The sequence below is a fragment of the Priestia sp. YIM B13551 genome, from assembly GCF_042787905.1.
In the GTDB taxonomy this organism is placed as follows: domain Bacteria; phylum Bacillota; class Bacilli; order Bacillales; family Bacillaceae_H; genus Priestia.
Genome location: NZ_JBHZOX010000008.1, coordinates 1 through 26,862 on the forward strand (window position 1 = coordinate 1; position 26,862 = coordinate 26,862).

At 38.2% G+C, this 26,862-nt stretch carries 22 protein-coding genes; 6 read left to right on the forward strand and 16 right to left on the reverse strand.

Going from position 1 to position 26,862, the window contains the following annotated elements; translation table 11 throughout:
* Window positions 1–392: 392 nt before the first annotated feature.
* The 4 genes from ACFX4N_RS25655 to ACFX4N_RS25670 form a co-directional block, all read right to left on the reverse strand.
* Complete coding sequence (locus tag ACFX4N_RS25655) at window positions 393–1,169, reverse strand: enoyl-CoA hydratase-related protein (protein WP_013055341.1); 777 nt, start codon at window positions 1,167–1,169, stop codon at window positions 393–395.
* A 35-nt stretch (window positions 1,170–1,204) separates the two neighbouring features.
* Entirely contained in the window at window positions 1,205–2,737 is a 1,533-nt protein-coding gene (locus ACFX4N_RS25660) for a fatty acid--CoA ligase family protein (protein ID WP_013055340.1), read from the reverse strand.
* Between the two features lie 169 nt (window positions 2,738–2,906).
* Window positions 2,907–3,896, reverse strand: coding sequence for a lipoate--protein ligase (gene lplA, locus ACFX4N_RS25665; protein WP_013055339.1), 990 nt, complete (start codon window positions 3,894–3,896; stop codon window positions 2,907–2,909).
* Window positions 3,897–3,911: 15 nt separating this feature from the next.
* Complete coding sequence (locus ACFX4N_RS25670) at window positions 3,912–4,643, reverse strand: MBL fold metallo-hydrolase (protein WP_013055338.1); 732 nt, start codon at window positions 4,641–4,643, stop codon at window positions 3,912–3,914.
* A 228-nt stretch (window positions 4,644–4,871) separates the two neighbouring features.
* Between ACFX4N_RS25670 and yhfH the strand changes: the two genes are divergently transcribed.
* Window positions 4,872–5,003 (forward strand): protein YhfH, encoded by a 132-nt coding sequence (gene yhfH, locus ACFX4N_RS25675; protein ID WP_013055337.1) that lies wholly within the window; start codon window positions 4,872–4,874, stop codon window positions 5,001–5,003.
* A 39-nt stretch (window positions 5,004–5,042) separates the two neighbouring features.
* On the opposite strand, the gene ACFX4N_RS25680 is transcribed toward yhfH, so the two are convergent.
* From ACFX4N_RS25680 to ACFX4N_RS25690, 3 genes are all read right to left on the reverse strand, one after another.
* Window positions 5,043–6,626 carry a response regulator gene (locus ACFX4N_RS25680; RefSeq protein WP_029320813.1) on the reverse strand — a complete coding sequence of 528 codons (1,584 nt, stop codon included), beginning with the start codon at window positions 6,624–6,626 and terminating at the stop codon, window positions 5,043–5,045.
* Complete coding sequence (locus ACFX4N_RS25685) at window positions 6,604–8,424, reverse strand: cache domain-containing sensor histidine kinase (protein ID WP_055991721.1); 1,821 nt, start codon at window positions 8,422–8,424, stop codon at window positions 6,604–6,606. Before ACFX4N_RS25685 ends, ACFX4N_RS25680 begins: the two co-directional genes overlap by 23 nt.
* A 149-nt stretch (window positions 8,425–8,573) precedes the next feature.
* Complete coding sequence (locus ACFX4N_RS25690; protein WP_377263287.1) at window positions 8,574–9,863, reverse strand: ABC transporter substrate-binding protein; 1,290 nt, start codon at window positions 9,861–9,863, stop codon at window positions 8,574–8,576.
* A 281-nt stretch (window positions 9,864–10,144) separates the two neighbouring features.
* On the opposite strand from ACFX4N_RS25690, the gene ACFX4N_RS25695 reads away from it, so the two are divergent.
* Window positions 10,145–12,316: a peptidoglycan D,D-transpeptidase FtsI family protein gene (locus ACFX4N_RS25695; RefSeq protein WP_192101069.1), complete on the forward strand. Its 2,172-nt coding sequence runs from the start codon at window positions 10,145–10,147 to the stop codon at window positions 12,314–12,316.
* Window positions 12,317–12,368: 52 nt separating this feature from the next.
* Here ACFX4N_RS25695 and ACFX4N_RS25700 read toward each other — a convergent pair whose 3' ends face one another.
* From ACFX4N_RS25700 to ACFX4N_RS25720, 5 genes are all read right to left on the reverse strand, one after another.
* Complete coding sequence (locus ACFX4N_RS25700) at window positions 12,369–12,938, reverse strand: TetR/AcrR family transcriptional regulator (protein ID WP_013081690.1); 570 nt, start codon at window positions 12,936–12,938, stop codon at window positions 12,369–12,371.
* A gap of 162 nt (window positions 12,939–13,100) precedes the next feature.
* Complete coding sequence (gene hemY / locus ACFX4N_RS25705) at window positions 13,101–14,522, reverse strand: protoporphyrinogen oxidase (protein ID WP_013055331.1); 1,422 nt, start codon at window positions 14,520–14,522, stop codon at window positions 13,101–13,103.
* A gap of 137 nt (window positions 14,523–14,659) precedes the next feature.
* On the reverse strand, window positions 14,660–15,592 hold the full coding sequence (hemH, locus tag ACFX4N_RS25710) for a ferrochelatase (protein WP_013055330.1): 933 nt from the start codon (window positions 15,590–15,592) through the stop codon (window positions 14,660–14,662).
* A 97-nt stretch (window positions 15,593–15,689) separates the two neighbouring features.
* Complete coding sequence (gene hemE, locus ACFX4N_RS25715; RefSeq protein WP_013055329.1) at window positions 15,690–16,733, reverse strand: uroporphyrinogen decarboxylase; 1,044 nt, start codon at window positions 16,731–16,733, stop codon at window positions 15,690–15,692.
* A 196-nt stretch (window positions 16,734–16,929) separates the two neighbouring features.
* Window positions 16,930–19,059 (reverse strand): transglycosylase domain-containing protein, encoded by a 2,130-nt coding sequence (locus ACFX4N_RS25720; RefSeq protein WP_192101068.1) that lies wholly within the window; start codon window positions 19,057–19,059, stop codon window positions 16,930–16,932.
* A gap of 185 nt (window positions 19,060–19,244) precedes the next feature.
* Here ACFX4N_RS25720 and ACFX4N_RS25725 point away from each other — a divergent pair, with 185 nt between their 5' ends.
* A complete protein-coding gene (locus ACFX4N_RS25725; RefSeq protein WP_013055327.1) occupies window positions 19,245–19,751 on the forward strand; it encodes an antibiotic biosynthesis monooxygenase family protein in 507 nt (168 codons plus the stop codon).
* An 83-nt stretch (window positions 19,752–19,834) separates the two neighbouring features.
* The gene (locus tag ACFX4N_RS25730; protein ID WP_053486805.1) at window positions 19,835–21,223 is read left to right on the forward strand and encodes a hypothetical protein; all 1,389 of its coding nucleotides are present in this window, start codon (window positions 19,835–19,837) and stop codon (window positions 21,221–21,223) included.
* Here the strand turns inward: ACFX4N_RS25730 and ACFX4N_RS25735 are convergent.
* Both ACFX4N_RS25735 and ACFX4N_RS25740 read right to left on the reverse strand, forming a co-directional pair.
* Window positions 21,192–21,368, reverse strand: a complete 177-nt coding sequence (locus tag ACFX4N_RS25735; protein ID WP_179863816.1) for a hypothetical protein — start codon at window positions 21,366–21,368, stop codon at window positions 21,192–21,194. The two genes, ACFX4N_RS25730 and ACFX4N_RS25735, sit on opposite strands and share 32 nt — an antisense overlap.
* 140 nt (window positions 21,369–21,508) lie before the next feature.
* Window positions 21,509–22,174: a phosphatase PAP2 family protein gene (locus tag ACFX4N_RS25740; protein WP_013055325.1), complete on the reverse strand. Its 666-nt coding sequence runs from the start codon at window positions 22,172–22,174 to the stop codon at window positions 21,509–21,511.
* A gap of 224 nt (window positions 22,175–22,398) precedes the next feature.
* Between ACFX4N_RS25740 and ACFX4N_RS25745 the strand changes: the two genes are divergently transcribed.
* Window positions 22,399–23,607, forward strand: coding sequence for a M20 family metallopeptidase (locus tag ACFX4N_RS25745; protein ID WP_340643119.1), 1,209 nt, complete (start codon window positions 22,399–22,401; stop codon window positions 23,605–23,607).
* Between the two features lie 113 nt (window positions 23,608–23,720).
* On the forward strand, window positions 23,721–24,440 hold the full coding sequence (locus ACFX4N_RS25750; protein ID WP_013055323.1) for an EcsC family protein: 720 nt from the start codon (window positions 23,721–23,723) through the stop codon (window positions 24,438–24,440).
* Between the two features lie 36 nt (window positions 24,441–24,476).
* Here the strand turns inward: ACFX4N_RS25750 and ACFX4N_RS25755 are convergent, their stop codons facing one another.
* Window positions 24,477–25,682 carry an ABC transporter permease gene (locus tag ACFX4N_RS25755; protein WP_057275192.1) on the reverse strand — a complete coding sequence of 402 codons (1,206 nt, stop codon included), beginning with the start codon at window positions 25,680–25,682 and terminating at the stop codon, window positions 24,477–24,479.
* Window positions 25,675–26,418, reverse strand: a complete 744-nt coding sequence (locus ACFX4N_RS25760) for an ABC transporter ATP-binding protein (RefSeq protein WP_192101067.1) — start codon at window positions 26,416–26,418, stop codon at window positions 25,675–25,677. Before ACFX4N_RS25760 ends, ACFX4N_RS25755 begins: the two co-directional genes overlap by 8 nt.
* Window positions 26,419–26,862: the final 444 nt, after the last annotated feature.

A 26,862-nucleotide genomic window follows, 5' to 3' on the forward strand; every position in this document is an offset into this window, starting at 1 on the left:
TAAAAAATAAAAATTAACGTTGACGTTTGTCGCTTTGTTCAGTTTTCAAAGTTCAACCGCCGCTCTTAAGCGACTTTATCATCTTATCAAGTTATCAACGTAATGTCAACAACTTTTAAAAATTCTTTTTTCAGCTTCGTTGTTAACGGTATGTCTCAACGACGCTTTATAATAATAAAATATATTTCAACTAAAGTCAACGGTTTTTAAAGAAAAAATTAAAAACTATTATTTATAGATTTGAACAACGACTACTGCAACGTATTATAGTAAATATTATAGACAAAAGCCAGCTGTAACTTTGCCTTCTTTGTTCCTGCGCTTTTACATATTCTTTTTTATTATTCTTATAGAAGAAACTAAAAAAGAGCTGTCCATTAGACAGCCCTTTCTTATTTCCCTTTAAAACTAGGTCTTCTCTTCTCAGCAAATGCTTGAAGCGCCTCGAGACGATCTTCTGTCGGAATCGTTAACTCATATGCTTTTCGTTCAATTTGCAAACCAGTCTGCAAATCGGCCTTCATTCCTTCTTTGATAGCAAATTTTGCTTGCTGAAGTGCAATTGGCCCATTTTTCAATAAAAGAGAGATAAAAATATCTATTGTTTCTTCTATTTCATATCCGGGAGCCACCTTCGTTACTAGACCACATTCTTTCGCTTCTGATGCTGAGAGACGCTGAGCTGTTAAAATTAGTTCCATTGCTTTTGCTTCCCCAACTAACCGAGGGAGACGCTGTGTTCCTCCTGCGCCTGGTATGATCGCTAAGCTTGTTTCCGTTAAACCCATAAGCGCTTCGGTTGAAGCAATCCGGAAATCACATGCTAAAGCCAGCTCCATTCCTCCACCAAATGCATATCCATTGATGATTGCTATCGTTGGCTGAGGAAGCTGCTCTATCTTCGAAAACACTTCTCCTATTTTGTAAATATTGCGCTTTACTTCTTGATCAGAGAGGGTTTTACGTTCTTTTAAATCGGCCCCTACGCTAAAAGACTTTTCACCTGCCCCTTTAAACGTCACAACTCGAATATCTTTTTGAATACGAATTCCTTCAATTACTTCTTCCAATTCTTTAAGCATATCGTAATTAAAAGCATTCATCGCTTCCGGACGGTTCAGTATCAAATGGGCGACGTGTCCCTTCATTTCATAAGAAATAGATGACATCCTTTTACCACCTCCAACTTGGAATCGCTTTCATTTTATCGCTCCTGAGATACTTGTTGCTTCAGTGCACGCCGTAAAATTTTTCCCGTTGTATTTTTAGGGAGTTCTTTTAAAAATTCAATTTCACTTGGCACTTTATATTTAGCAAGGTGCTCTTTGCAGTAGGCAATAAGCTTCTCTTCCGTTATCTCTTGATTATTGCAAACCACGTAACACTTAACACATTCACCTAAAGAAGGATCAGGGACTCCGATAACAGCCACTTCTACAATATCTGGATGCGCATATAGCACTTCTTCTACTTCGCGAGGATAAACATTATATCCTCCTACAATAATTAAATCTTTTTTACGGTCAACGATATAAAAATAACCTTCCTTATCCATTCTTGCTAAGTCACCTGTATACAGCCAACCATCTCGGAGAGCATATTCCGTGTCTTCAGAAAGCTTATAATACCCTTTCATCACGTTAGGGCCTTTGACGATAAGTTCGCCAACTTGTCCTACTTCTACTTCTTCTCCTAGTTCGTTTACCACTTTATTTTCAACATTCATAATAGATGTGCCTATAGAACCGGCTTTTCTCTCTCGGTCAATCGGATTGAAACACGTCACAGGAGAAGCCTCAGATAAGCCATACCCTTCTGCTACCATTACCCCAAACTTACGTTCAAAATTGGTTAGAAGTGCCACCGGCATTGATGCCCCGCCTGATATACAAAGCCTTACCGTGTGAAAGTGCTCTTTTTTCCCTTTGTCATGCTGAAGTAAGAAATTATACATTGTGGGAACGCCGGCAAAAATAGTCGCTTGTCGATTTTGAATTAATTTAAATATAGAAGATGGACTGAATTTTGGTTCAATTAATATCGTTCCTCCATTCATTAAAGGCGCATTCAATGAAACAGTTAAACAAAATACGTGAAACATCGGCAAAGCAGCTACGACTCGGTCATTCCCATTTATACTTAAATAATCTGCTACGTCTTGGGCATTTGAATAAATATTCTTATGTGTAAGCATAGCTCCTTTTGGTTTTCCAGTCGTTCCTGACGTATACAGAATGATGGCCACATCTTCTTCTTTTAACTCAAGAAAATCATATGTAGCTTCCCCTCTGTTTACAACTTGGGAAAACGTGTGAAAATAAGAAGGTATATTTTCCACTGTATCTGTCGTTTCACATAAGATAACGTGTTCCAAAAATGGAGTGTTTCCAATGATTTTCTTTAAAATAGGGAGAAGTAAATCAACCGCAATAACTGCTTTTACATCTCCATCCTGAAGCATGTAGTTAATTTCATCCGCTGTGTAAATAGGATTAATGGGTATAACAGTAGCTCCTACTCGAAGAGCACCGTACAATCCAATAACAAAATGAGGCGAGTTGCCGACAATCAAAGCGATATGATCTCCTTTTTTTACACCTAATTGCTTCAGACCATTAGCAAACTTAGATACCGATGCATCAAGATTTGCATAAGATGTTTCTTGGTCCATAAAAACATATGCCGATTTTTGTGGAAATTGCTCAGCTGTTTTATGAAGCTGTGCTGACAAATTCATCTCATAACTTCCTCCTTTTAATAACGAATGAATGAACAACCATTCATTATTAAGTCATAATAATGTAAAAATTCTAACTTCTTCTATTCTATTATAATGTTACTGCTGTTCTATTGACAAGACTCATCTGTTTAAAAAGAAAAAAAGCCTGATGTAGCAGACTTTTTTCTTAATAGATTAATTCAACAAACTCTTCTTTTGTAATATTACCAAAATAATGTGGAATATCGATGTCTTCTAAGGCTTGTTCAATAGAAGCTTTTTCATAGCGAACACCTGTTAATTTTTCCTGTACTTCCTGGACATCCCCCACTCCAAAGAAATCTCCATAAATGGTGCAAGCATCGATTTTTCCTTTATTCACTTCTAAACGAACGTCAATTTGTCCCACAGGAAAGCGGTGAGAGTGCTGTAAGTTAAATTTAGGTGATTTTCCATAGTTCCAATCCCATGACTGATAGCGCTCTTTAGAAATTTGATGAATCGTTTCCCAATCTTTTTCCGTTAGTTTATATTCTGTTATATTTTCTTCTCCGTCAAAGATATACCGAAGCAGCATTTCTCTAAATTCTTCCACCGTTACTTTCTGTTCTAAAAATTCGCTGATATTTGCTACTCTATTTCGAATAGACTTAATGCCTTTGGATTCAATTTTATCTTTTTTTACTTTTAACGCTGATACGACGTTTTCAATCTCTGAATCAAAAAGAAGAGTTCCATGGCTGAACATTCTCCCTTTCGTTGAAAACTGAGCATTTCCAGAAATTTTCCGTCCTTCGGCCATTAAATCATTTCGTCCGCTTAACTCAGCATTAACTCCCAATTTCTTTAACGCTTCCACGACCGGCTCGGTAAACTTTTTAAAATTATGAAAGCTATTTCCATCGTCTTTCGTAATAAAGCTGAAGTTTAAATTTCCTTTATCATGATAAACGGCTCCGCCTCCAGATAGACGTCTCACTACATGAATTTGCTGATCTTCAACATATTTTGTATTAATCTCCTCAATGGTGTTCTGGTTTTTTCCAATAATAATAGAAGGTTCATTAATATAAAACAGCAGATATGTCTCATTAATGTCTAGATGCTTGAGCGCATATTCTTCAATTGCTAAGTTAATTCGGGGATCATAATTTTTTTGATTATCAATAAATAACATTCATTTTCCTCCTTGTTATTCCCATACATATCCTGATTCAGCTAACGTAAGCGTACCTCTATAATGAGCAGCGGCTTCCTCTACTAGCTGTTGATGTTCTCCGTAGTGCGGAAGGTGAGTAAGCATGAGGTGTTTGACACTTGCTTTTGAAGCAAGTGTACCGGCTTCTGTACTTGTCATGTGTCCAGCGCCTCTTCCATCTTGATTGGCATAAAAATTACATTCACAAATAAGAAGATCTGCTTCTTCTGAGAAGGAAACAAACTCTTCTAAATAACTAGAGTCCGCTGTGTACACGACAGTTTGATTGCCGGCGCTTATTCTCATGGCATAACAAACGACTGGATGTTTCGTTTTCATAAATTCGATGGTAAAAGGCCCAATTTCAAGTTTTTGACTCGGATCATACTCTACCCCTTTAGTAATTCCTTTATGAGTAAGTTTGTTGAAGCTTTCCTGATCATATGTATGTCCGTAAATAGAAAGTTCCTTAACAGCGTTTCCTAGATGAGTCTGAATGAGGCGTGCATATTGAAATACTCCGACATCAGCCACGTGATCATGATGATAATGAGATAAAATCATAGCATCTATTTCTTCTGGCTTTGCATATTTTTGCAGCTGAGCCAATGCACCGCTTCCACAATCAACAAGTAGCTGAAATCCATCGTGCTCCACTAAATAGCTAGAAGTAGCTTCTGAAACAGCGGGATATCCTCCCCAAAAACCAATAACAGTTATTTTCATTTCAATCACCCTTTCGTACTATTTTTATTAGGTTCAGTATACCCTACTTTTTTTTGAAAACTAACTGAAAGGCACTCGTTTCGGCCATTTTATCGAAATAACTCATTGTTATACAACAAATAACCACTTAGAATAGCAAAATAGGCTAAATTGTTATAAAACATAATTGACATTTTATCATCTGTTATAATACAATGTTAGTAACAAAAACAACGGAGGGGATTTAAAATGTTAGAAAAAATGACTGAATTTTTCAAAAGATTACCCAATAAAAAGTGCGTAGAATGCGGAAACGACATCGAGGAACAGCATGAATGCTACGGAAACAAATGTGATCACTGTCTAGATATCATGAAATAAAAAAAAGCTGAAACTGTTATAAAACAGTTTCAGCTTTTTTTATACGGTCAAACTGCGATACTCGTTTGGCGTAATGCCTTCTACTTTTTTAAACACTTTTCGAAAGTATTTATCATCATGATATCCAATCATATTCGCAATTTCATAGATTTTTAGTTCTTCATTTAGTAAAAGTGATTTGGCTTTATTCATTCTGACTTTCACCATATAATCTGAAATGTTTTCTTGAAATTCTTGCTTAAACTTTCTCGAAATGTATTCACGGCTTAGATAGAAACGTTCCGATATTTCTTGAAGCTTCACATCTCGATGAAAATTTTGCTGCAAATATTGTTCGATTTCATAAATAACGTCGCGATTGTTTTGCTTGCTATACCTTTTTACTACTTTTAAAAAGCGCTTTACTTCACGCTTCTTTCTCTCTACATACTTTGCTAGCTGAAACTGCCCATCTTGGTTATAGAAAAAAGAAAGAACATATTCAGGACCGTTATTTATCGTATAAGGAATGTGATATCTTTTTAACCAATGCTGGCTTAACAGCTGATATTCCTGCTCAAAATGCAGAATTTGCTTTAATGAGAGATAATTTTGCGCTTCAAAAGCTGTGATAATTTCGTTGAATACCGGCAAAAAGGCTTCAAACTTCCCGACTTGCAGCGCTTCTTCAATTTTACTGTTATAGTCCATCATATTTATTAATAAAGCACTTGCTAAAACGTCTTGCTTGCCGTAGACCTTCACTTTATTTCGATCAAGAACATTGCTTAATAAAAGCGAGTTTTTCGCATCTTCATAGGAGTTCATTAGCTGATCAATAGAAGAGACTTTGCACCCTCTTGCAATCCGACAGCTCACGTCTAACGTACGGCGAATTGCTGTATGTAAAGCCGTCAGCAAAGAGGTTATACGTTCAAAATCATTCCAAAATATAATGATAATTTCCCACTTATTTGATAAATAACGGAAGGCTACCCCATTTTCTTCTGCCATCAGCATTTCATTGATTACATTTAAAATTGAAAAATAGGCTAAATCCCGGTCACCGCCAAAAGAACGAATGATGGATTCATCTACACGTACAATCCCCACTTCATACTCTCTAGTCAGATGGAAACCAAACTCTTCATAGATTGATTGATTTAGCAAATAATTGTTCATTAACTGCGTCAGTTTTCGATCTCGATAAATCGGCTTCATTTCATTGATTAAACGATAGCTGCTATTATGGACTTTTCTGGACTCTTCTTCTTTCTTCCATTGGGTTACAGCTCGTACAAGGGTATCGTTTAAAATCGAAGGATCCACTGGCTTTAGAATATAATCCGTACTTCCAAAATGAATAGCTTTACGCATATAGTGGTAATCATCATACCCTGTTACCACAATCGTTTTACTAGAAGGCGAATTCTCTTTAATCCACTCCAACAAAGCAATTCCATCGATATTAGGCATCTTCATATCAGTAAAAATGATTTCCGGTCCTTGATCCTCGATAAGCGCAATCGCTTGCTCACCGCTATCAGCTTCTATCACATCTGTAATTTCATGCTCTTCCCACTGTCCAAGCAGCTTTATTCCTTCTCTTACATGCTCTTCATCATCCACGATTAATACTTTCATCACTATCCCTCTTTTCTTCAATTGTTGTTAGCTTTATGACAACGGTAAAATCGTGATTTTCTTGACTGCTAATTTGCATTGAAGCATGATCTCCATAGTAGATGCGAAGTCGTTCATAAATGTTTTGCAACCCAATATGCTCATCTGTTTGATTATACGATTGCTGAAGTCTCGTTTTTAATTGATTCAACTCTTGTTGCCCTATCCCTTTTCCGTTATCAGAAACAGTTAGAATCAGTTCTTCGCCGTTCAAACCCGCTGAAATCAACAGCTTTCCGCTTCCTGTGCGGGTTTCGAATCCATGCTTAAAAGAATTCTCAACAAGAGGCTGCAAAATCATTTTCGGTATTCGCATAAGCTCTGCCTCTTTTTCAATATTTAACTCATACTCAAACTTTGAACCAAACCGCTGCTTTTGCAGACTTAAAAAAGCTTTTACGTGATCGACTTCTTGCTTTAAGCTAACGATATCCTCTTTCATATTCATGCTGTAACGCATAATGTGCGAAAGTGAGGTTAATAAAGAATATACTTCAACTGCTTTATGCTTAAGAGCAAGAGTTCCAATCGATTGAAATGCGTTGTATAAAAAATGCGGATTAATTTGTGACTGCAGCACTTTTAGCTGCGTTGATTTATTTTCTAATTCCAATCGAAATTTACGTTCAATCAAGTCATTAATTGTTTCTACCATAGAGGTAAAATGCCTTCCTAAAACACCAAATTCATCGTTTCCAAGCGATTTAAACCGCACCTCAAATGATCCTTTTTCCACTTCTTTCATATTGCGAATCAATACGTTAATCGGCTGTGTAAAACGTACTGATATAAAAAGCGTAGCGATAACGAGCATACACAGAAATGGCAGGCCAATTAATACATTCATAAGTGCTGTCTTTCTTGCATCCTCATATAAAACACTGTAAGGAATTCGTTTCACAATGTACAAGTCCTCAAAGGGCTGTTTAAGCTTTTCATACATTAATACGCCTGAGAAGCTTTTATCCTCCCATTCCATGCTATGGTCTTTTTGAGAAGTGAGCGCCTTCACCCACGCGTAGTTTTCATTTTTTCCAATAACCTTTGAATCAGAGGAATACAAAACCTTCCCTTTATTGTTCATTAAATAAAAATCTTCTGACTCTTCATTATATAGACGCTGCGATATAGATTGAATTTGTGTCATATTAATGTCTAAAGATAGATAAGCTAACAACTTGTCTGATGGAATCTCATCAATCCGCTGATGAAAGCTAATAACTTGATTCGGCAGTGAATCAATTAACGTTGATAAATTATTGTAGCTATAAATTTCATGGGTAGGCTCAATCACAAGAAATTTATGATTTTTATTTAAATAAGAATAGTAAGGCTGAGTGTAAATATCATCGTACTTCCCTCTGCTGCTCACTTTCGAATTATAAGCTGTATATGAGTCATGCCCGTTTTCAATGTAAAGATGGAGTTGTTCAATCTCTGGACGAGTATTATATAAATAAAGAAGAGTTCGTGATATTTCCAGTTGATTGGCTCCTAAGTCACTTGATACACCTTCATCTAACACTTTAATAAATGGGTGGTAGCCGTACAGCCTTTTTGTAATATTAGCAATTTCATTTAAGTAATCGCTCAAATCATTGCTTCCATTTTTAATAACTTGATAGTTGGTAGAAATAAATCGGTTCTTAACCGTTTCTTTTGTGTATTGATACGTAAAAATCGTCGAAATTAAAAATGGAATAACCGTTGCGAATAAGAAAAACAAAATTAATTTCTTGCGTATGCTCCAGCCTTTCACAAATAACCTCCTTTGACTAATGTCATACATTATGACTATTATTATACATTAAAAGCGCTTTCAATTGACTATTATTTTTTCATAACTATGAATCTAACCAGCTATTTTTTCACACCAAAAAGTCCGCGTTTTCCACGCGGACTTTTTGGTTATTTTTTCATTTTTGCCCAAATTGTATCTAATTTCTTCATAAACTCTTCTTCTGTCATTTGCTTGCCTGCGTAAGACTGCATTGCTGCGCCGACTTCTTGAACCGTTCCTTCCGGATACTTAAACCAGTTCCAAGATAATGTTTTACCTTCTTCAGAGTATTTTAAGATATCATCAGATAAAGAATCGATTCCTTTTCCATCGATGTTTTTGAACGCTGGAATGAACTTGAACTTTTCAACTAAGAATTTTTGACCCTCTTTAGAAGAAACCATCCAATTTAAGAATTCCTTCGCTGCTTTTTTATCTGCATCTGGCGCATTTTTGTTCACTACCCAGTTATTTGGAACTCCGATTGCTAGTTTATCATTTTTCTTTGCATCGTTGCTGATTGGCATTGGAATAAAGCCCATTTTCATGTCCGGATTGATTTTCGTAATCATATTTACCGTCCAGTTACCTTGTTGCATCATTGCTGTTTCCCCAGAAGCAAATTGAGTAACTTGTGTATTGTAGTCTGTCGTTAGTGGATTTTTATTTCCATACTTTAACGTTAAATCGAACAGATTCATAAATTGCTTAAACGTTTCATTGCCTTCAAATTTTGCTTTTCCTTCGTTTAGACCTTTAATAAACGCATCTGGATCGTCTTGCTGTGCCATTGGAATATTAAATAAGTGGTTGCCTAGCACCCACCACTCGCCGTATCCATTAGAAAATGGCGTAATGCCTTTTGCTTTAAGCTTTTTAGTAGCTGCTTCTAATTCTGACAGCGTTTTAGGTAATTCTTTAATGCCTGCTTTTTCAAATAAATCTTTATTATAAATAAAACCATAACCTTCTAAGTTTAGCGGCTGACCATAAATTTTCCCGTCCATTGTCATCGGTTCTTTGGCGATATCATACAGATTATCTACCCACGGCTGATCAGATAAATCTTCTAATTTATCCTTCCACGTTTGCGCTTCTTGGAACCCTCCATTGTTAAAGATATCAGGTTCATTTCCAGAGGCAAACTGTGCTTTTAATGCTGCACCATAGTCCGCGCCTCCGCCGACTGTTTGGATGTTAAACTTTACGTTTGGATGTTCTTTTGTATATTCATCCGTTAATTCTTTCAGCTGATCTGCAATTTCCACTTTGAACTGGAACATATCAATAACAACTTGATCACCTGAGCCTGTTGATTTACTTGCTTTTGAATCCGTACCTGAGTTTGAACATGCTGTCGCAAATAAAAGTGATGTTGCTAGCACGCCAGACATTATTGAAAGCCTTTTCATTTTCATTCGTTTTGCCCCCCTTGATATCTATCTCTCTTTATTTTACCGATTCTAGGACATTTGAACAGGTAACAATATTGAACAACCGAGTGGAAAATATTGAACACCCCCCTTCAGCACCCTTCGACAGGTCTCTCTTCTTCCGCAAAAATTTCTATAAATTTTTTGTCTGTTTTATTCCACCTAATAACATTTATAGACAAAATTATGTTAATATGTAGAGTGATAGATTCATAAGAAAATTTATGAATTTTTTTAACTTGTATAAACAAAGTGAAGGGGTTTACATGAAAACTAAAAAGCGCAAAAAAACACATGTCTCATTTCGAATTAACTGGCTGTTTATTGTGGTTTTCCTGCTTTTTTCTGCACTCATTTTACGATTAGGCTTCGTACAGATCGTGTACGGAGAGAACTATAAACGAGAAGTTGAAAAAACAGAAGATGAAACGGTAGATTCACCGGTTCCTCGCGGAAAGATGCTAGACCGCTATGACCGCGTTATCGTGGATAATAAACCGTTGAACGCTGTCACGTACACGCGTTTGAAAGGCGTCACTCAAGAAGACAAGCTAAAAGTAGCTAAAAAGCTTGCCACTCTTATTGATGTTCCTGTTATAACAGACGTGTTTGGCAAATCGGATAAAAAGAAAGATAAAAATACGATTAAGCTAACAGAACGCGACTTAAAAGATTATTGGATTGCAACTCATCCAAAAGCAGCAGCGAAAAAAATTACCGCAGCGGATAAGCAAAAAGTAAAAGAAGGTCAACTTTCTGAAGATGATTTATATCCTCTTCAGCTGAAGCGCATCACAAAAAATGAACTTTTATCGGTGAAAGATGACCTTGAAGTGATTGCCATTAAAAGCAAGATGGAAGGCGGGTACGCGTTAACTGCTCAAATTATTAAAAGCGGCTTAACCGATAAAGAGCTTGCCGTTATTAGTGAGCAGCTGGGTGACTTACCGGGCGTCGATACGACAACTTACTGGGACCGTATGTATACATACGATGACTTACTTAGCACGCTGCTTGGTAAAATCACATCAGCAGATGAAGGATTGCCAAGCGAAAACTTGCAGTACTATTTATCACACGGCTACAGCCGTAACGACCGAGTTGGAAAAAGTTATTTAGAAAAGCAGTACGAAGACGTTCTTCGCGGTCAAAAAGCTCGCGTGCAAAACGTAACGGACCGCTCGGGCAACTTAGTGAGTCAAGAGACCGTTACAGAAGGTCAGCGCGGCAGTGACTTAATTTTAACAATTGATATGGAACTTCAAAAACAAGTCGAAGATGTTTTAACAAAAGCTGTGACATCCGGTGCTGCTGGTTCGCGATTAATGGATCGCGCGTTTGCTATTATGATGGACCCTCACACGGGAGACATTTTAGCGATGGGCGGAAAACAGCTTGTTACCGATAAGCAAACCGGAGCACGTAAAGTACAAGACTTTGCTCTTGGTAACATGACCACTTCTTATGAAGTGGGTTCCGCAGTTAAAGGAGCCACAGTTCTAGCAGGACTTGATTCAGGTGCTATTCAGCCTGGTACGGTTTTTTACGATGCGCCGCTGAAGTTTGCTGGAGGAACAATTAAAAAATCGTCTCACCCAATTGGAGCAACCGGGATTCAAAATGCTTTGGAACAATCATCAAACGTATTCATGTACCGTACGGTTATGAGCATGGCTGGTGAAACGTACCGTCCTGGCGGTAAACTTAACATTCCACCGTCTATCTTTAATAAGCTGCGCTCATACTATAGCCAGTTCGGGCTTGGAATTTCAACGGGCATCGACTTAGAAAACGAATCAACGGGTATTCGTAACAGCGTCACAAATGAACCAGGTAAAGCGCTGGATTTTGGTATTGGACAGTATGATACGTACACACCGCTTCAGCTTGTTCAGTACATCTCAACGATTGCTAACGGTGGATATCGCATGAAGCCACACTTAGTAAAAGAAATCCGCGAACCTGAGCTTGATAGCGAACTAAAAGGAAGTATTCAAAGTTCTGTTGAACCAGAAGTGTTAAACCGTATTACGATGGGCCAATCAGAAATTAACCTTGTCAAACAAGGATTTCGCCAAGTAGTTACAGGGTCACATGGTACAGGGCGTTTACTTAATACAGGAAAATACCGTCAGTATAATATTGCTGGTAAGTCTGGTACCGCGGAAACCTTTAATAAAGGCGTAAGCGTTCGTAACTCTACATTCGTTTCATACGCGCCTTATGATAACCCGGAAGTAGCAGTAGCGGTTGTTATTCCTTCTGCTTATGTAGCCGGTACATCTAACACGTTAAGTAAAACTGTTACCGGTGACGTGATAAAAGCTTACTTCGATCTTAAAAAAGAAGGCGAAAAAGAAGTAGAGCAAAAAGAAGAAGATGCAAAAACAGGAAATACAGAATTAACTGGCGTAAAAAAAGATGATAATGAACAATAAAAAAGGTCTCGTCATGAGACCTTTTTTGTTTTTTCTATGAAAAAAGCCCATCTCACTGAGACAGACCGCGTAAAAAGTATAGTTCAATTAATTCAGCAATTTTTTCTTCTGAAAGCGGCTCATGCCGTTTTTCCCAATCATAGACGAGTGCAATGTACATTTTAAATAGTAAAAAAGCTGTGAGCTCCGGGTTGCACGGTTTGATTTCTTTTTTAGAAATCGCAATTTCGATTTTGTTTTTTATATAAGTCAAAATCTCTTCTTCTACTCGCACCAGCACTTCTTGCACTGCTGTAGTGCCTAACTGCTGTTCCTGTACCAGCTTCAGCATGAGCTGATGCTCAGTGCGGAATTCTAAGATTCGAAAAATGGCTGCTTGGGCATTTTCAAAAAAAGGACGGTTGCTATCAATGACAGTTTCAGCTGCATCTGTCATTTCTCGAATCATTCGTGTAACAATTTCATCGAATAACTCTTCTTTGTTTTTAAAAAAAGTATAAATCGTTCCTTTTCCGACATTTGCAAGCTTCGCCACTTGCTCCATAGTCGTTGCTTTATATCCAAACAGCGCAAATGATTTTGACGCTGCATCCACAACTGATTGCTTTCGGTCTATAGCCACGTTATCCCCTTCTTTCTGACCAAATGAATATTTCAGTCAACAAGTACGGTTTTACTATAGCATAAGTTTCTTTTGCTTTTCAACCACAATCTCTTCTCTTAGTATAACCTTTCTCTACAGGTAGTAGACAAAAAAGCGGAGCATTGATTCACCGCTCCACTTCTACAGTTGCTGCACATATTTAACTGCTTTTTTAGCCACATCTTCTCCTTGCTCTACACATTCTGGTATACCCAGACCTTCGTATGAGCTTCCCGCTACATAAAGACCGGCCAGCTCTTTTTCAAGCTGTTCGTTCATCGTATCTAGCATATCGTGATGTCCGACCGTATATTGAGGCATTGACTGCTTCCATCTCGTTACCGCGTAAAATTCAGGCTCAGCAGAAATGGTGATGAGCTTCTTCAAATCCTCCAGGACAATTTTGAAAATTTCATCGTCAGGCTGATCCACCACAGCTTCATCCCCGGTTCGTCCAACTAAACATCTCAGCAGCACTTTTCCTTCCGGAACCGCATGCGGCCACTTTTTATTTAGCCATGTGCACGCCGTAATCGTGTAATCGCTATTTCTTGAAACGGCGATGTTCATTGCATCTAGATTGTCTTGCAGCGCTTCTTGTGCAAAGGCTATCACAACAGTAGCTACTGAAGTGGAAGGCATATGCTTCAACGGCTCGAATATTTTATATTCCGAAAGCATAGACTGAGCAGCTGCATGAGGAGAAGTTACAATAACGCTGTCTGCTTTTATGACTTTCCCGCTATTTAACGATAATTCATATGTGGTATCTTCTTTATAAATTTTCTCTACTTTTATTCCTTTTGTAATAATATCAGGATCTATTGCTTTTTCTACCCCATCTACTAGCGATTGAAGACCTTCTTTTAATGTTAAAAAGACACTATTTTTTTTAAACTCCGAATCATCACCGTGCTGTGGGTGAATTTCTTTTAGCTTTTTCATTCCAACAATTAAGCTTCTGTACTTATGTTCAGCATGCAAAAACTGTGGAAATGTTGATCTTAAACTCAAACGATCAACGTCTCCTGCGTAAATTCCTGATAATAGAGGCTCAATTAAATTTTCAACAACTTCATCACCAAACCGTCTTCTAAAAAATACGCCTAGCGAACGGTCATCCTGATTTTTTGTCTTCGGTATAAAAAAATCAGCTGCTGCGCGCAGCTTGCCAACAGGTGAAAATAACCCTGTTGTGATAAAAGGAGATAACTTGGTTGGTATCCCCATTACAGCACCATCAGGCAGCGCATGCGGTGTATCTTTTACTAGAATATAGGATTTTCCCTTTTCATTTCCGACTAGCTCCCTACCTAACCCTACTTCTTTTGCAAGTTTTGTAGCAGCTAGCTTACGCGCTAAAAATGAATCAGGACCTTTTTCAAATAAATACCCGTCTCGTTTGACCGTTTGAATTTTTCCACCAAGCCGATGCGTCGCTTCTATTAGTTGAAGATCAATTGGCAGCTGATGATCCTTTATTTTTTTTTGCAAATAATAGGCAGCTGAAAGACCTGTTATTCCTCCACCGATGATGACAACCTTTTTTCGTCTATCCGTCATGTTATCATCGCCTTTTCTGTAAAATTCAATATAAAGAGAAGCGATTATGGAAATCCATAGCTCGCTTCTTACTTTTCTTTATATTGATTATAAGTTACTTTTCGTCCCTATTCAATGTACAAAGAATCTATACTGACTTAACGGGCAATCTGTTTTAACACAACTGTAGCTAATCCATCAATAAATTCAGGCTGTGCATTGGGCATTTCAGGGCGGTAATAATCAGCCCCAATTTCATCCGTCACCACTTTACATTCATAGTCGTTATCATAAAGAACTTCTAAGTGGTCTGCGATAAATCCAACCGGAGTATACACGAACGATGTATAACCTTTTTCTTCATGCAATTCTCTTGTTAAATCTTGGACATCAGGACCTATCCATGGCTCAGGCGTATTTCCAGCACTTTGCCAGCCAATTTCGTAATGTTCAATACCAGCTGCTTGTGCAATTAAATCCGCTGTTTCTTGAAGCTGATTTGGATATGGATCTCCTGCTGCAATAATTTTTTCCGGCAAGCTATGCGCAGAAACAATCAACACGGCTTTTTGGCGTTTCTCTTCGTCTATTAAATCAAACGTTTGTTTAACACGTGTAGCCCAGTACTGAATGAACTTTGGCTCACTGTACCAGCTTTCTACTGAATGAATGATTGGTCCTCCTAATTTTTCAGCCGTTTCTTTGGCGCGCCCATTATAGGATTTTACGCTAAACGTTGAAAAATGAGGTGCAAGCACAATGCTGACCGCTTCTTTAATTCCGTCTTTATGCATGGCTTCTACTGCATCTTCAACAAACGGTTCAATATGTTTTAAGCCAAGATACGCTTTAAATTCAATTTCATCCTGCACTTCATTCAAGCGCTTTTCCAGACTTTCCATTTGCTGTTGCGTAATTTTTGCAAGAGGTGAAATGCCCCCGATTGCTTCGTAGCGGTTTTGTAAATCTTCTAAGGCTTCCGGTGAAGGTTTACGTCCGCGGCGGATATGTGTATAGTAACGTTCAATATCTTCTTCTTTATATGGCGTTCCATATGCCATTACAAGTAATCCCATTACTTTTTTACTCATGTGTTCGACACCTCTTTGTTAGATTCAATACTTGTCTTCATTTTGCCATGAATAAAAAGAAAAATTCAAAGTTTAGCGCTCCAAATTATTTGACAATTTATTGTCTATTCGCAGAATATTCATGAATAAAGGTTGTTAAACGCTTCAACGTTTCCGGCTGAACCTGTGGAAAAACGCCGTGCCCCAAGTTAAAGATGTAACCAGGACTGGCCATCCCTTTATCTAATATTTCTGTTACACGTTCTTCAATAACTTCCCATGGAGCTAACAAAATAGCAGGATCTAAGTTTCCTTGCAGTGTTTTTGTTAAGCCTAATGCACGTGCTTCATCCAGCTGTGTTCTCCAATCTAAACCCACTACATCCAGCGGCAGATCATGCCATTCTTTTGCCAAATGACTTGCCCCTACTCCAAACATAATGAGCGGTACATTTTTTTCACGTAAAGAGGTGAAAATTCGCTCCATAACAGGTTTTATAAAGTAACGATAATCCGCTACATTTAAAGCACCTACCCATGAATCAAAGATTTGAATGGCTTTTGCCCCAGCGTCAATTTGCGCTTTTACATATGTAATCGTCATATCTGCTAACTTATCCATTAGTGCAAACCATGCTTTAGGTTCCGTATACATAAATGCTTTTGTTTTATTGTAATTTTTTGAAGGTCCTCCTTCAATCATATAGCTTGCCACTGTAAAAGGAGCACCCGCAAAGCCAATTAGAGGTACGTTTAACTGTTCTGTTGTTAACAGCTTAATGGTATCTAATACATACGGAACATCTTCTTCCGGCGTAATTTCTCCTAGTTTTTCTACATCGCTTAAAGATTGAATTGGATTAGAAATTACGGGACCAATTCCTGACTTGATTTCAACATCCACTCCAATTGAAGGAAGCGGTGACATTATATCTTTATATAAAATAGCTGCATCCACTCCGTACTGTTCAACGGGCAGGCGTGTTACGTATGCCCCAAGCTCCGGCTGATGAGTGATTTCAAATAAAGAGTACTTCTCTTTTAGCTTTCGGTATTCCGGCTGTGAACGCCCTGCTTGGCGCATATACCAAACCGGAACATGATCCGTTTTTTCCCCTCTACAGGCTTTTAAAAAAGTATCGTTAAACGTTCCTTGACTCATAATTTCCACCTTTCTCGATTGTCTTCCATCCGTATTTTCTTCGATTAGACAGACAATAATCAGCAAAGGAACATACCGGTTCCTCTACTGATTAAAGTTTCACGTTATATTCTCTACTTGTCACTATACCCATTTCTTTACGACTTGTATAGCCACCTGCTAAAAATGTCAAAAATTCGCCCTACTCTTCCTTTTTTTATTGAAAAAGAGCAGGTGTTACTTCGTTGGATTTTTTTCCTTTTTGTTTTGTTTGGGAATTGTAAGGAACTACATAATAAGTAGGACTGTCGAGCAGATTCACACGCTCTTTTTCAAACGCTCCTTTTCCCTTCACTTTACCAATTACTTCGGCTTTATCTCCTTTTTTCTCATAAACATAATAAACAGCTCTTTTATCAGGTGAAGGTGTCCACGATAAATTTACCGTTAGCAAACCAAATGGATGAAATGTTAATTCTTGTTTTAAGTCTTTAACTTGCTCTAAGCGTATTGGTTTTGGCAAATCTTTAACGCCTGCTGGCTTTTGAAATGCAGCTTCGTCGTAACCAGCTCTTGTGAGAATGTCTTTAAATAATAGAGTCGGATAAGAACTTCCTTTTGTTAAATAATGCTGGTCATTTGTAGAATCATATCCCATCCACACGCTTCCTACAACATCTGGCGTATATCCAACGAACCAAGCATCCCTTGTGGCTCCTTTAACATTCGTATACGAAGTAGACCCTGTTTTTCCTGCTAACTCTCCTTTAAACTCTCCTTTTTTTGCCGTTCCTTCTTTAACAACTCCTTGAAGCATTTTTGTCATATACCAAGCCGTTTGTTTTGAAAATGCTTTGTGAGTGTCGGGAACAGCTTTTGCAATTACTTTTCCGTCTTGATCTTTTATTTCTTGAATAAAGTACGGTTGGATATTTTCTCCGTTTTCAGCAAATGCCCGGTACGCTCCTGCTAATTGAAGCGGTGTAATTCCTTCCTTTAATCCTCCAAGAGCAATCGCAAGCCCTTTATCTTCTAAAGGAATTCCTAGCTTTGTGAGGTACTGCTTACTTGTTTCAACTCCTAGCTGATTCAATGTCCAGACAGCAGCTGCGTTTTTAGAATCTTTTAGGGCATCGTACATCGTTACCTTTTCAGCATATTGGCCGTCTACATTTTTAGGTGTGTATCCCCCGTAGCTTGTAAGCTTGTCTTGCAGCAAAGAATAAGGCTTGAATTGACCTTCTTCTAACGCAGGGCCATATACTGCAATAGGTTTCATCGTAGAACCTGGCTGTCTTTTGACATTTACGCGATTGAGCGATTTTTGTACATAATCTCGTCCTCCCATAACAGATAAAACTCCTCCGCTTTTGTTATCGACTAATACAAAAGCACCTTGGGCACTGTTATCTGTACCTGGAAAATAACGATTTTCTTTCATCAGCTCGTAGGCGGCTTCTTGTACTTTTGTACTCATCGGTACTTTGACCGTATAACCGCCGCGCAGAAGCTCATTGCTCGAAATGCTGTATTTCTTCTCTGCTTCTTGAATAACCATATCGATATAGGTTAAATATGCTGGGTTTTTAGCCTGTTCCTTTACGTTCAACCCCAGCGTTCTTCCTTGCAAACGGACATTTTTTTCAGCTGATAAATAACCTGCTTTTTGCATGGCATTTAACACAACATTTCTACGTTCTATACTTTTTTCTGGATGTAAAATAGGAGAATAAGAATTCGGTGCTTTTGGCAGTGCAGCAAGCAGTGCACCTTCTTCTACCGTTAATTCGGAGACATCTTTATTGAAGTAAAGCTTGGATGCAGCTTGGATTCCATAGGCTCCGTGTCCAAAGTATATTTGGTTCAAATACATTTCAAGCAGTTTTTGCTTACTGTAACGCTGCTCCAAGTTAATGGCCACCACTACTTCTTTTGTTTTTCTAAGCAGCGTTTTATCATTAGATAAAAACACATTTTTAGCCAGCTGCTGTGTTAAAGTACTTCCTCCTTCAACACTTCCTCCAGCCAATATATCTCGGTATAATGCTCGGCCAATAGATTTAAAATCGATTCCGTGGTGTTCATAAAAACGAACGTCTTCAATTGAAATAAATGCTTGTTGCACATGCTTTGGAATCTTATCAATTGAAACCAAGTCCCGATTTTTCACATAGAGCTTTGTTAATTCGTCTCCATTTTCGTCCACTAACCTCGTAGCCGAGTCCATGATGATCTTTTTCTCATCAATTACATAGTTTCCAAGAAACAAGATGATAATATATCCAATCAGTCCTAATAGAAAAATTCCAACTAAGGCAGCAATTGCGTATAAGCCTTTTTTGTACATCGTGCCACCCCTTTTCTTTCGCTAAACTTTTGATAATATGGAAAACAACTTCATCAATGTTTTACTTTACCATCTTCATTAGAAGTTCACAATTTTTGAATTTTTGTGTGTAAAATTTTATAATTTTAGTATGATTTACAATTGTAAATTGTATGCAATTCCCAATTAGAAAGGAAGTATAATCCATGAAGATCTTTATTACTTACGGAACAGGCCCTTACCTTCAGAAGTTGATCGACGAACATCCGAGTGAACGTTTGTTACTGCTTCACAAAGATGACGATCAATTTGCACTAGTCCACGAAACAGATGGAGATACAATTTTTAAAGAAGGACATGCTTATGAAGTATTAGATGCTTCTGGAGATCTTGCAGATAGCGGATTTGCTGTACTAAATAATATTTCAGTTACAGATGAAGGCCGTCCTTTGTTTGAACAGCGATTTAGCCAACGAGCTCGTTTAATTGAAAATGAAGCAGGCTTCTCAGCTATTCGTGTGCTTCGTCCACTGCAAAATGACACATACATTATCTTTACAGGATGGAAAGATGAAAGTTCATTTAGCGATTGGCAGTCTTCAAAAGCCTATAATGAAGCACACAAAAAACGCGGTACGTCAGAAGGCGTGGATCAACAGCCATCGATTTTCTCTCGCCCTTCTTATGTGACCTCATACCACGTAGTTAAATAAGCAAACATCCTCCTAGTAGGCGAGTATCACAATAGGCACAAACGTCATATTGTATACTACATCACCTATTGGGAGGAATTTTTATGGGCATAGAGCTTGGAGCTCTTCATTGGATGTATGTCCTTTTTATCGCCTTCATTATCGGCTTTATGATTATGCGGCGAGATACGAGTATCCTTTGTATACTCGGGATTTTTTTGCTTTCCTTAACGGCTACCTCTTCGTTAAGCCACTCCGTCAGCGCTGTTTTTTCCAGCTTCATTTATGCCATTACAGAACTGCTTCCTACCATTTTAATTATTTCAATCATTGTATCCATGAGTAAAGTCTTAATGGCTACAGGAATAAATGAATCGATGATTTCACCTTTTGCTCGCCTCATTAAAACGCCTGCTCTTGCCTATTGGGTTATTGGATTAGTTATGATGACCATCTCCTATTTTTTCTGGCCTTCTCCAGCCGTTGCTTTACTTGGAGCCGTGCTTTTACCAGTGGCCATCCGCGTAGGGCTTCCAGCTATAGGCGTAGCTGTAGCGATGAATTTATTCGGCCACGGCGTTGCGCTTTCAGGAGACTTTGTTATTCAAGCTGCTCCTAAGATAACAGCTGACGCAGCAGGTCTTCCAGTTCACGAGGTGGTTCAAGCAAGCGTCCCTCTGGTCATTGTGATGGGAGTTGTTACGACACTCTCTGCTTTTTACTTTTTAAAACAAGATATGAAGCACAATAGAATTCACGTTCAACCGACAATGTTAACAAACAGTTCTTCTGTCCAATCCACACCTCTTTCTTCTTCAGTACGCCGGGCTTTAGCCATTATAGTTCCCCTTTTCTTTGCTATAGACGTATGGGCAATGTTCGCCCTTCATTTACAGGGAGGAGATGCGACTGCTCTCGTTGGCGGCACAGCCCTGTTTATTTTAGTGGTGGTTTCACTTATTGCTCACAAAGGAAAAGGTCTCGAACAAACAACTTCCTACTTGATTGAAGGCTTGCAGTTTGGTTTTAAAGTATTCGGTCCCGTTATTCCCATTGCAGCTTTTTTCTATTTAGGAGATGCTGGATTCACAACAATCATTGGTGACTTTCTTCCGAAAGGATCACATGGACTTGTAAATGACCTAGGCGTTGCGCTTGCTTCCACTGTGCCGTTAACCGCACAGGTTGCTACTGTAACGATAACTGCTCTAGGAGCTATTACCGGATTAGACGGTTCAGGCTTTTCAGGCATTTCACTTGTAGGCTCTGTCTCTCATTTATTTGCATCTGCTTTAGGATCGGGCGCTGCCACCCTAACTGCTTTAGGGCAAATTGCTGCGATTTGGGTTGGGGGAGGCACGTTGATTCCATGGGCATTGATTCCAGCTGCTGCAATTTGCGGAGTCAGTCCGTTTGAACTCGCCAGACGTAATTTAAAACCTGTAGCGATTGGATTGGTCGTTACAACAATTGTCGCGATGTTCTTAGTTTAAACAAAAGGGGCTGGGACATAACGAAATGAATTCCATCCAAAGACGAACAAGCTGGATATATAATCTGGACAGCTTGCTCGACCGCAGTTGATTTCCGTTCAAGGCTTCGCTTTCCGCGAGAGTCTTCGCCTTGCCCTCCAATCAACTGCTAGAAGCAACGAAACAGATAAAATCTATGTTCACTGTAACAAAAAGAAACGAACCACTAATCGAACAGTTTGATTAGTGGTTCGTTTTTCACTTCGGCTATACTACTTTTTCCCAGACTCCATATGTATATATTTTTTACATGCCTTTTGGAAACTCTTTTTCCGCTGAAGGCCTTACATACGCATAAACAAGCGTATAGAAGAAAATGCCTACAATAAGCCACATAATCCCTAAGCTGTAGCCAGCTAAGACATCTGTTAAAAAATGTTCTCTTAATAGAATACGGCTCACACCTATTAATAAAACGATTAAAGTAATTGCAAGCTGATACCGCTTGGCTACCTTTTGACTGTTCATATGCTTTGTGAGAAAAAAGATAATCAGACCGTAGATAAGGATTCCCATCATCGCATGGCCGCTTGGAAAACTGTAGCCTTCGATGCCTTGAAGAGGACGTCCTCGTTCTACCGCATCTTTAACTGCTTTATTAATAATATCACCGCTTAAAATAAGTAAAAATGCTGATATCATACCGATATAGTCCTTTTTGAAAAATAAAAAAACGAGAAGTACAGCTAAAAGAACCATAATCATCACTTTTGAAGCTAAAAAAGACAAGCCATGAAAAACAGATGACGATGACTGAAGAATAGTGCTGTCATCTATAGCTGAAACAAGCCAGTGGTCTCCTTGAAAAGAATCTGTCGACACAACAAACAACACTCCTAAAAAAACAAGACCTGCAACCCCAAACATCCACATCAATTTTTTGTACAGGGATACAGTTTGTGAATCTACCATATCGTTACCTCCTATTATCTCATGAGAAAATTGGTAAAAAACTCATTCTTTATCCCTATTCCTCACCTTATGTATCTATTATGTATATAAAATATTTCATGATTCAATTACTTTTTTCAATAATAACGCTTACATTCTTTTCTTTTTAATAGATAATGATATAATGATTAAAATGTCAAAAAATTCAAAACTTTATTCAACTTATACAGAAAGGATATGGTCACGTGAATTCCAAGCTACATACTTTACTTGAAGAAAAATTTGATGAAATGGTTCAAATCCGCCGATATCTGCATCAGTATCCAGAACCGTCTTTTAAAGAATTTCAAACCGCTGCCTACATTCGATCTTTTTATGACAAAATCGGTATTTCTTACCGAGCAAATGTAGGAGGAAATGGTATTGTAGCAAGCATTCAAGGAGGAAACCCTGGTCCTACTGTAGCTTTGAGAGCCGACTTTGATGCCCTTCCTATTCAAGATGAAAAAGATGTACCATATCAATCAACTGTTCCGGGTGTGATGCATGCGTGTGGTCACGATGGTCATACGGCTACTCTTTTAGTCCTTGCTAAAGCGCTTTTTGAAATAAGAGATTCTCTCCATGGTAAAATCGTCTTCATTCATCAGCACGCCGAAGAGTACGCTCCCGGAGGCGCCAAGTCCATGATTGAAGACGGATGCTTAGACGGTGTGGACGCGATATTTGGAACACATTTATGGTCATTAACTCCGACTGGTGTGGTTCAATATCGAACGGGTCCTATTATGGCTGCTGCTGATCGCTTTGAAATTACGATCAAAGGAGCAGGCGGACACGGTGCACAGCCCCACAAAACAAAAGATTCAATCGTCATCGCCTCTCAGCTTGTTGTTAATTTACAGCAAATTGTAAGTAGACGTGTAAACCCAATTGATTCAGCGGTTGTGAGCATAGGTTCTTTTGTAGCGGAAAATGCATTTAATATTATTGCTGATTCTGCTCGACTAATTGGAACGGTAAGAACATTTAATGAAGATGTGCGAAATGATGTCGAAAAAGAAATCGAACGAATTGTCCAAGGTACATGCTTAACAGCTGATGCTTCTTATGAACTGAGTTATACTCGCGGCTATCCTTCCGTCGTCAACCATCCGGAAGAAACGGCCTTTCTTGCTTCTGCTGCTTCTCAAATCAATGAAGTTCATACAGTCGAAGAAACGGAGCCTCACATGACTGGGGAAGATTTCTCTTATTATTTGCAGCATATTAAAGGAACGTTCTTTTTTACAGGAGCTCAGCCAGAAGGTGTAGATGCTCCGTATCCTCATCATCATCCTAAATTTGATTTTAACGAAAAAGCAATGCTTATCGCAGCTAAAACGCTTGGTACGGCTGCTGTTGAGTATTTAAGAGAACAAGCTCCTTCTAAAAACGTAATAAAAGCGAATTAATCATTCAGCAAGCATTCGTACGGATAAGCAGACGAGTGCTTGTTGTTTTATTTTAGGAACCTTTTTCTCACTTAAAACGTAGTATTTATATCGACTGAAATGAGGTGATTTTTTTGAATACGTATGAAGAAAAAGTGTTACAAGAAGCTGAACATTGGAAATTCAGCATGTTGAAACGACCTTCTAAATTTCAACGGACCGCAAAATCTTTACAACTTAAAATAAATGAAAAAATCCCTGCTAAAGTCCATAAGATTATGACTGAAAGCATAAAAAAAATGGTGGAAACCACGCTTGTTGGGTCCGATTTCACCACTAAAAAAAGAGATGTCAGCGGTCTTTCGTTTGAAGAAAAAGAGAAAAGAATTTTGGAGCTCATACCTAAGTACAAAAAAACTGCTGCTGTAGAAGGAGCTGGTACTGGTGCAGGCGGTATCCTTTTAGGTGCAGCAGATTTCCCGCTTCTTCTTTCCATAAAAATGAAGTGCTTATTTGACATTGCCGCTACGTATGGTTTTGATGTAAAAGAAAAAGAAGAACGCATTTATATGCTGTATATTTTTCATCTTGCCTTTTGCAGCGACGACCATAGAACGAAGCTGCTCGAAGTAGTAGAAAACTGGGAAGAAAAAAAAGAGGAACTTCTTGAGCTTGATTGGAAAGCTTTTCAACAAGAATACCGCGATTACATTGATGTTGTAAAAATGTTTCAGCTTATGCCGGGAATTGGAGCTGTTATAGGTGCATATGCTAATTATCAGCTTCTTGACCATCTCACAAAAGTAGCAATGAACGTCTATCGCTTCCGTATATTATCTTCGTCTCCAAAGTAGTCTAAAAACGTAAAAAAGCTCCATTCGGAGCTTTTTTTACGTTAATTTTTTATTTACATATGCATTTACAAATAAGTGAATAAATATAGCACCTGCTGCCACGGAAAGCAGTGCAGCAACTATATTAGAAAAAGCCACCGCTATGGCGAGCACAAGAATTTGTACATACAGCGCTTTTTTCCATACGTCCAAAAATGCCTTTTTCCGTTCTTTAGCTTCAACCGGATAAAGAGAAAGCCATAAAATCTGTTTGTGCTGCTTCCAAAGCGGGAGTAATTGAAAACCCGTCATGTATACAACAAATAAAACAACCACTATATTGCCGTATTGAAACGGAGCAGCTACAATTAAAAATCCGCCAATGACAGTTAAGCGAACGAGCAAACTTAAATAATCTCCTGATCGCAAAAATGTTCTGGTGTACAAGTAATGGTAAGTGGCACTTTGACGAAATGGAATACGTGCTAATAGCCAATCTAAATATCTACGGCGTTTGATTCGCTCTTTCACCTGAGGAACGTCCGTAAATAAATTAGCTAATCGATAAAAATAGCCCATGCGCTTTTCTTCTAAGTCAATTAGCTTTTCCCATTTGATCGGCTTTCTTTTTGTAAGGGAGCGATAATAAATGGCTAGCGCAATCATAATCACCGCTACGACTCCTGTAAACAATACGTATGCATGCGAAAATAAGAAGTACGTAAAAACTGCGTTCAAGAAAAACCTGACGATATAATCTGTCCACTTCGCCCACTTTTCTTCAAACCATACAGCCCACCAAGACATGCCTAAGTTTACAACTTTCAAGATGAGTAATAGCAGAAAAAACACAAAAACGTTTGAGTAAGAATCATGCATTACCTTTACGTGAAGAGGTGCTGCTGCACCAGTTGCAAATAATAAAATATAAAGCTGAATCGTAAAGGTAAACCAAAAAGATTTTTTAAAATAAGGCTGCAGCTTCGTCTCCAAAGGAAGTAAAAAGACTAAATCAGGTCGTTTTAAAAACGTTTGAATTTGACCCATGGTTAAAATCAATCCCATAAGTATCGCAATCACTACAGCCGAAGGAAACGCAGGTGTTAATGTACTCAACCACTGTTGATAATAGTAGGCCAAACCGCCAATCGCAAAAATTAACACTAATTTAATGTGGTCATTTAAGATATATTTTGTATATCTTCTTACATCCACTAAATACTGCTGAAACCGTTGCTTCCATAATGCATCAATCTTACTCATAGCCTTCTTCCTTTGTTAATTCAATATAAATTTCATCAAGAGTAGCATTGCGCATCTGAAATTCTTCTTGAAGGTCTTTAAGCGTTCCTTGCGCTCTTACTTCTCCGTTATGTAAAATAACAAATTTATCGCAGTAGCGTTCCGCGGTCGCCAAAATGTGTGTGGACATTAAAATGCCTGCACCTTGCTTTTTCATATCCGTCATCAAATCAAGTAAAGATTGAATACCAAGCGGATCTAAACCTAAAAAAGGTTCATCAATAATATAAAGATACGGCTGAACCAAAAAAGCGCACATTATCATAACCTTCTGCTTCATTCCTTTTGAAAAATGCGCAGGGAACCATTTTAACTTCCGGTCTAAACGAAATTCTTTTAAAAGCGGCTGCAGACGTGCTTCATATGTTTGAGGCTCAAGTCCATAAGCCATAGCTGTCATATCTAAATGTTCTTTTAATGTTAATTCATCGTATAGCACAGGAGTTTCTGGAATAAACGTAAACTGACTTCGATAACCTGTTGGGTCTTGTTGAAAGGTTTTATTATTAATGGATACACTTCCTTTTTTTGCTTCCATTAATCCAATGATATGTTTAATCGTTGTACTTTTGCCGGCCCCGTTTAACCCGATTAACCCGACTAATTCACCTGCATTTACATCAAACGATACATCTTTTAAGACGGGAGTTTTTGTATATCCCCCTGTAATATTGTTAATTTGCAATAAAGAACCCATCACGATCTCCTTTTATTTGTTCTTTTTTGTCTTCAAGCGCAAGCGCTATTTGCTCTATTGTACCAAATCTTTTTCTTCCTCACATTGTTTTCAATTTTTTCGGTTAATTTTTCCAGAATATAATCGAAATATCGGGACATTCTATATAGGGAAGAAGGAAAACAAGTTATTGATTACAACCAATCATTACAAAGCTTCTTACATTTGGGATGAGGTGTCTACAGCAGGCATATTTCAGAAAACCTTATTGTAAATCGATGTATGTTTGATTCATAAGGGGATGGTAGTCATGAACGTAGTAAGAATATATATAATGGGTAGACAATAATGTTCATTTATTACTGTGTAAATGAGGTGTTTGTCAAAGACCAAGAACGATTTCGTTCACATTGTATATTTTTTAGCTCAATGCTTAAATGAGGTGTTTGTTAAAGAGAATATACT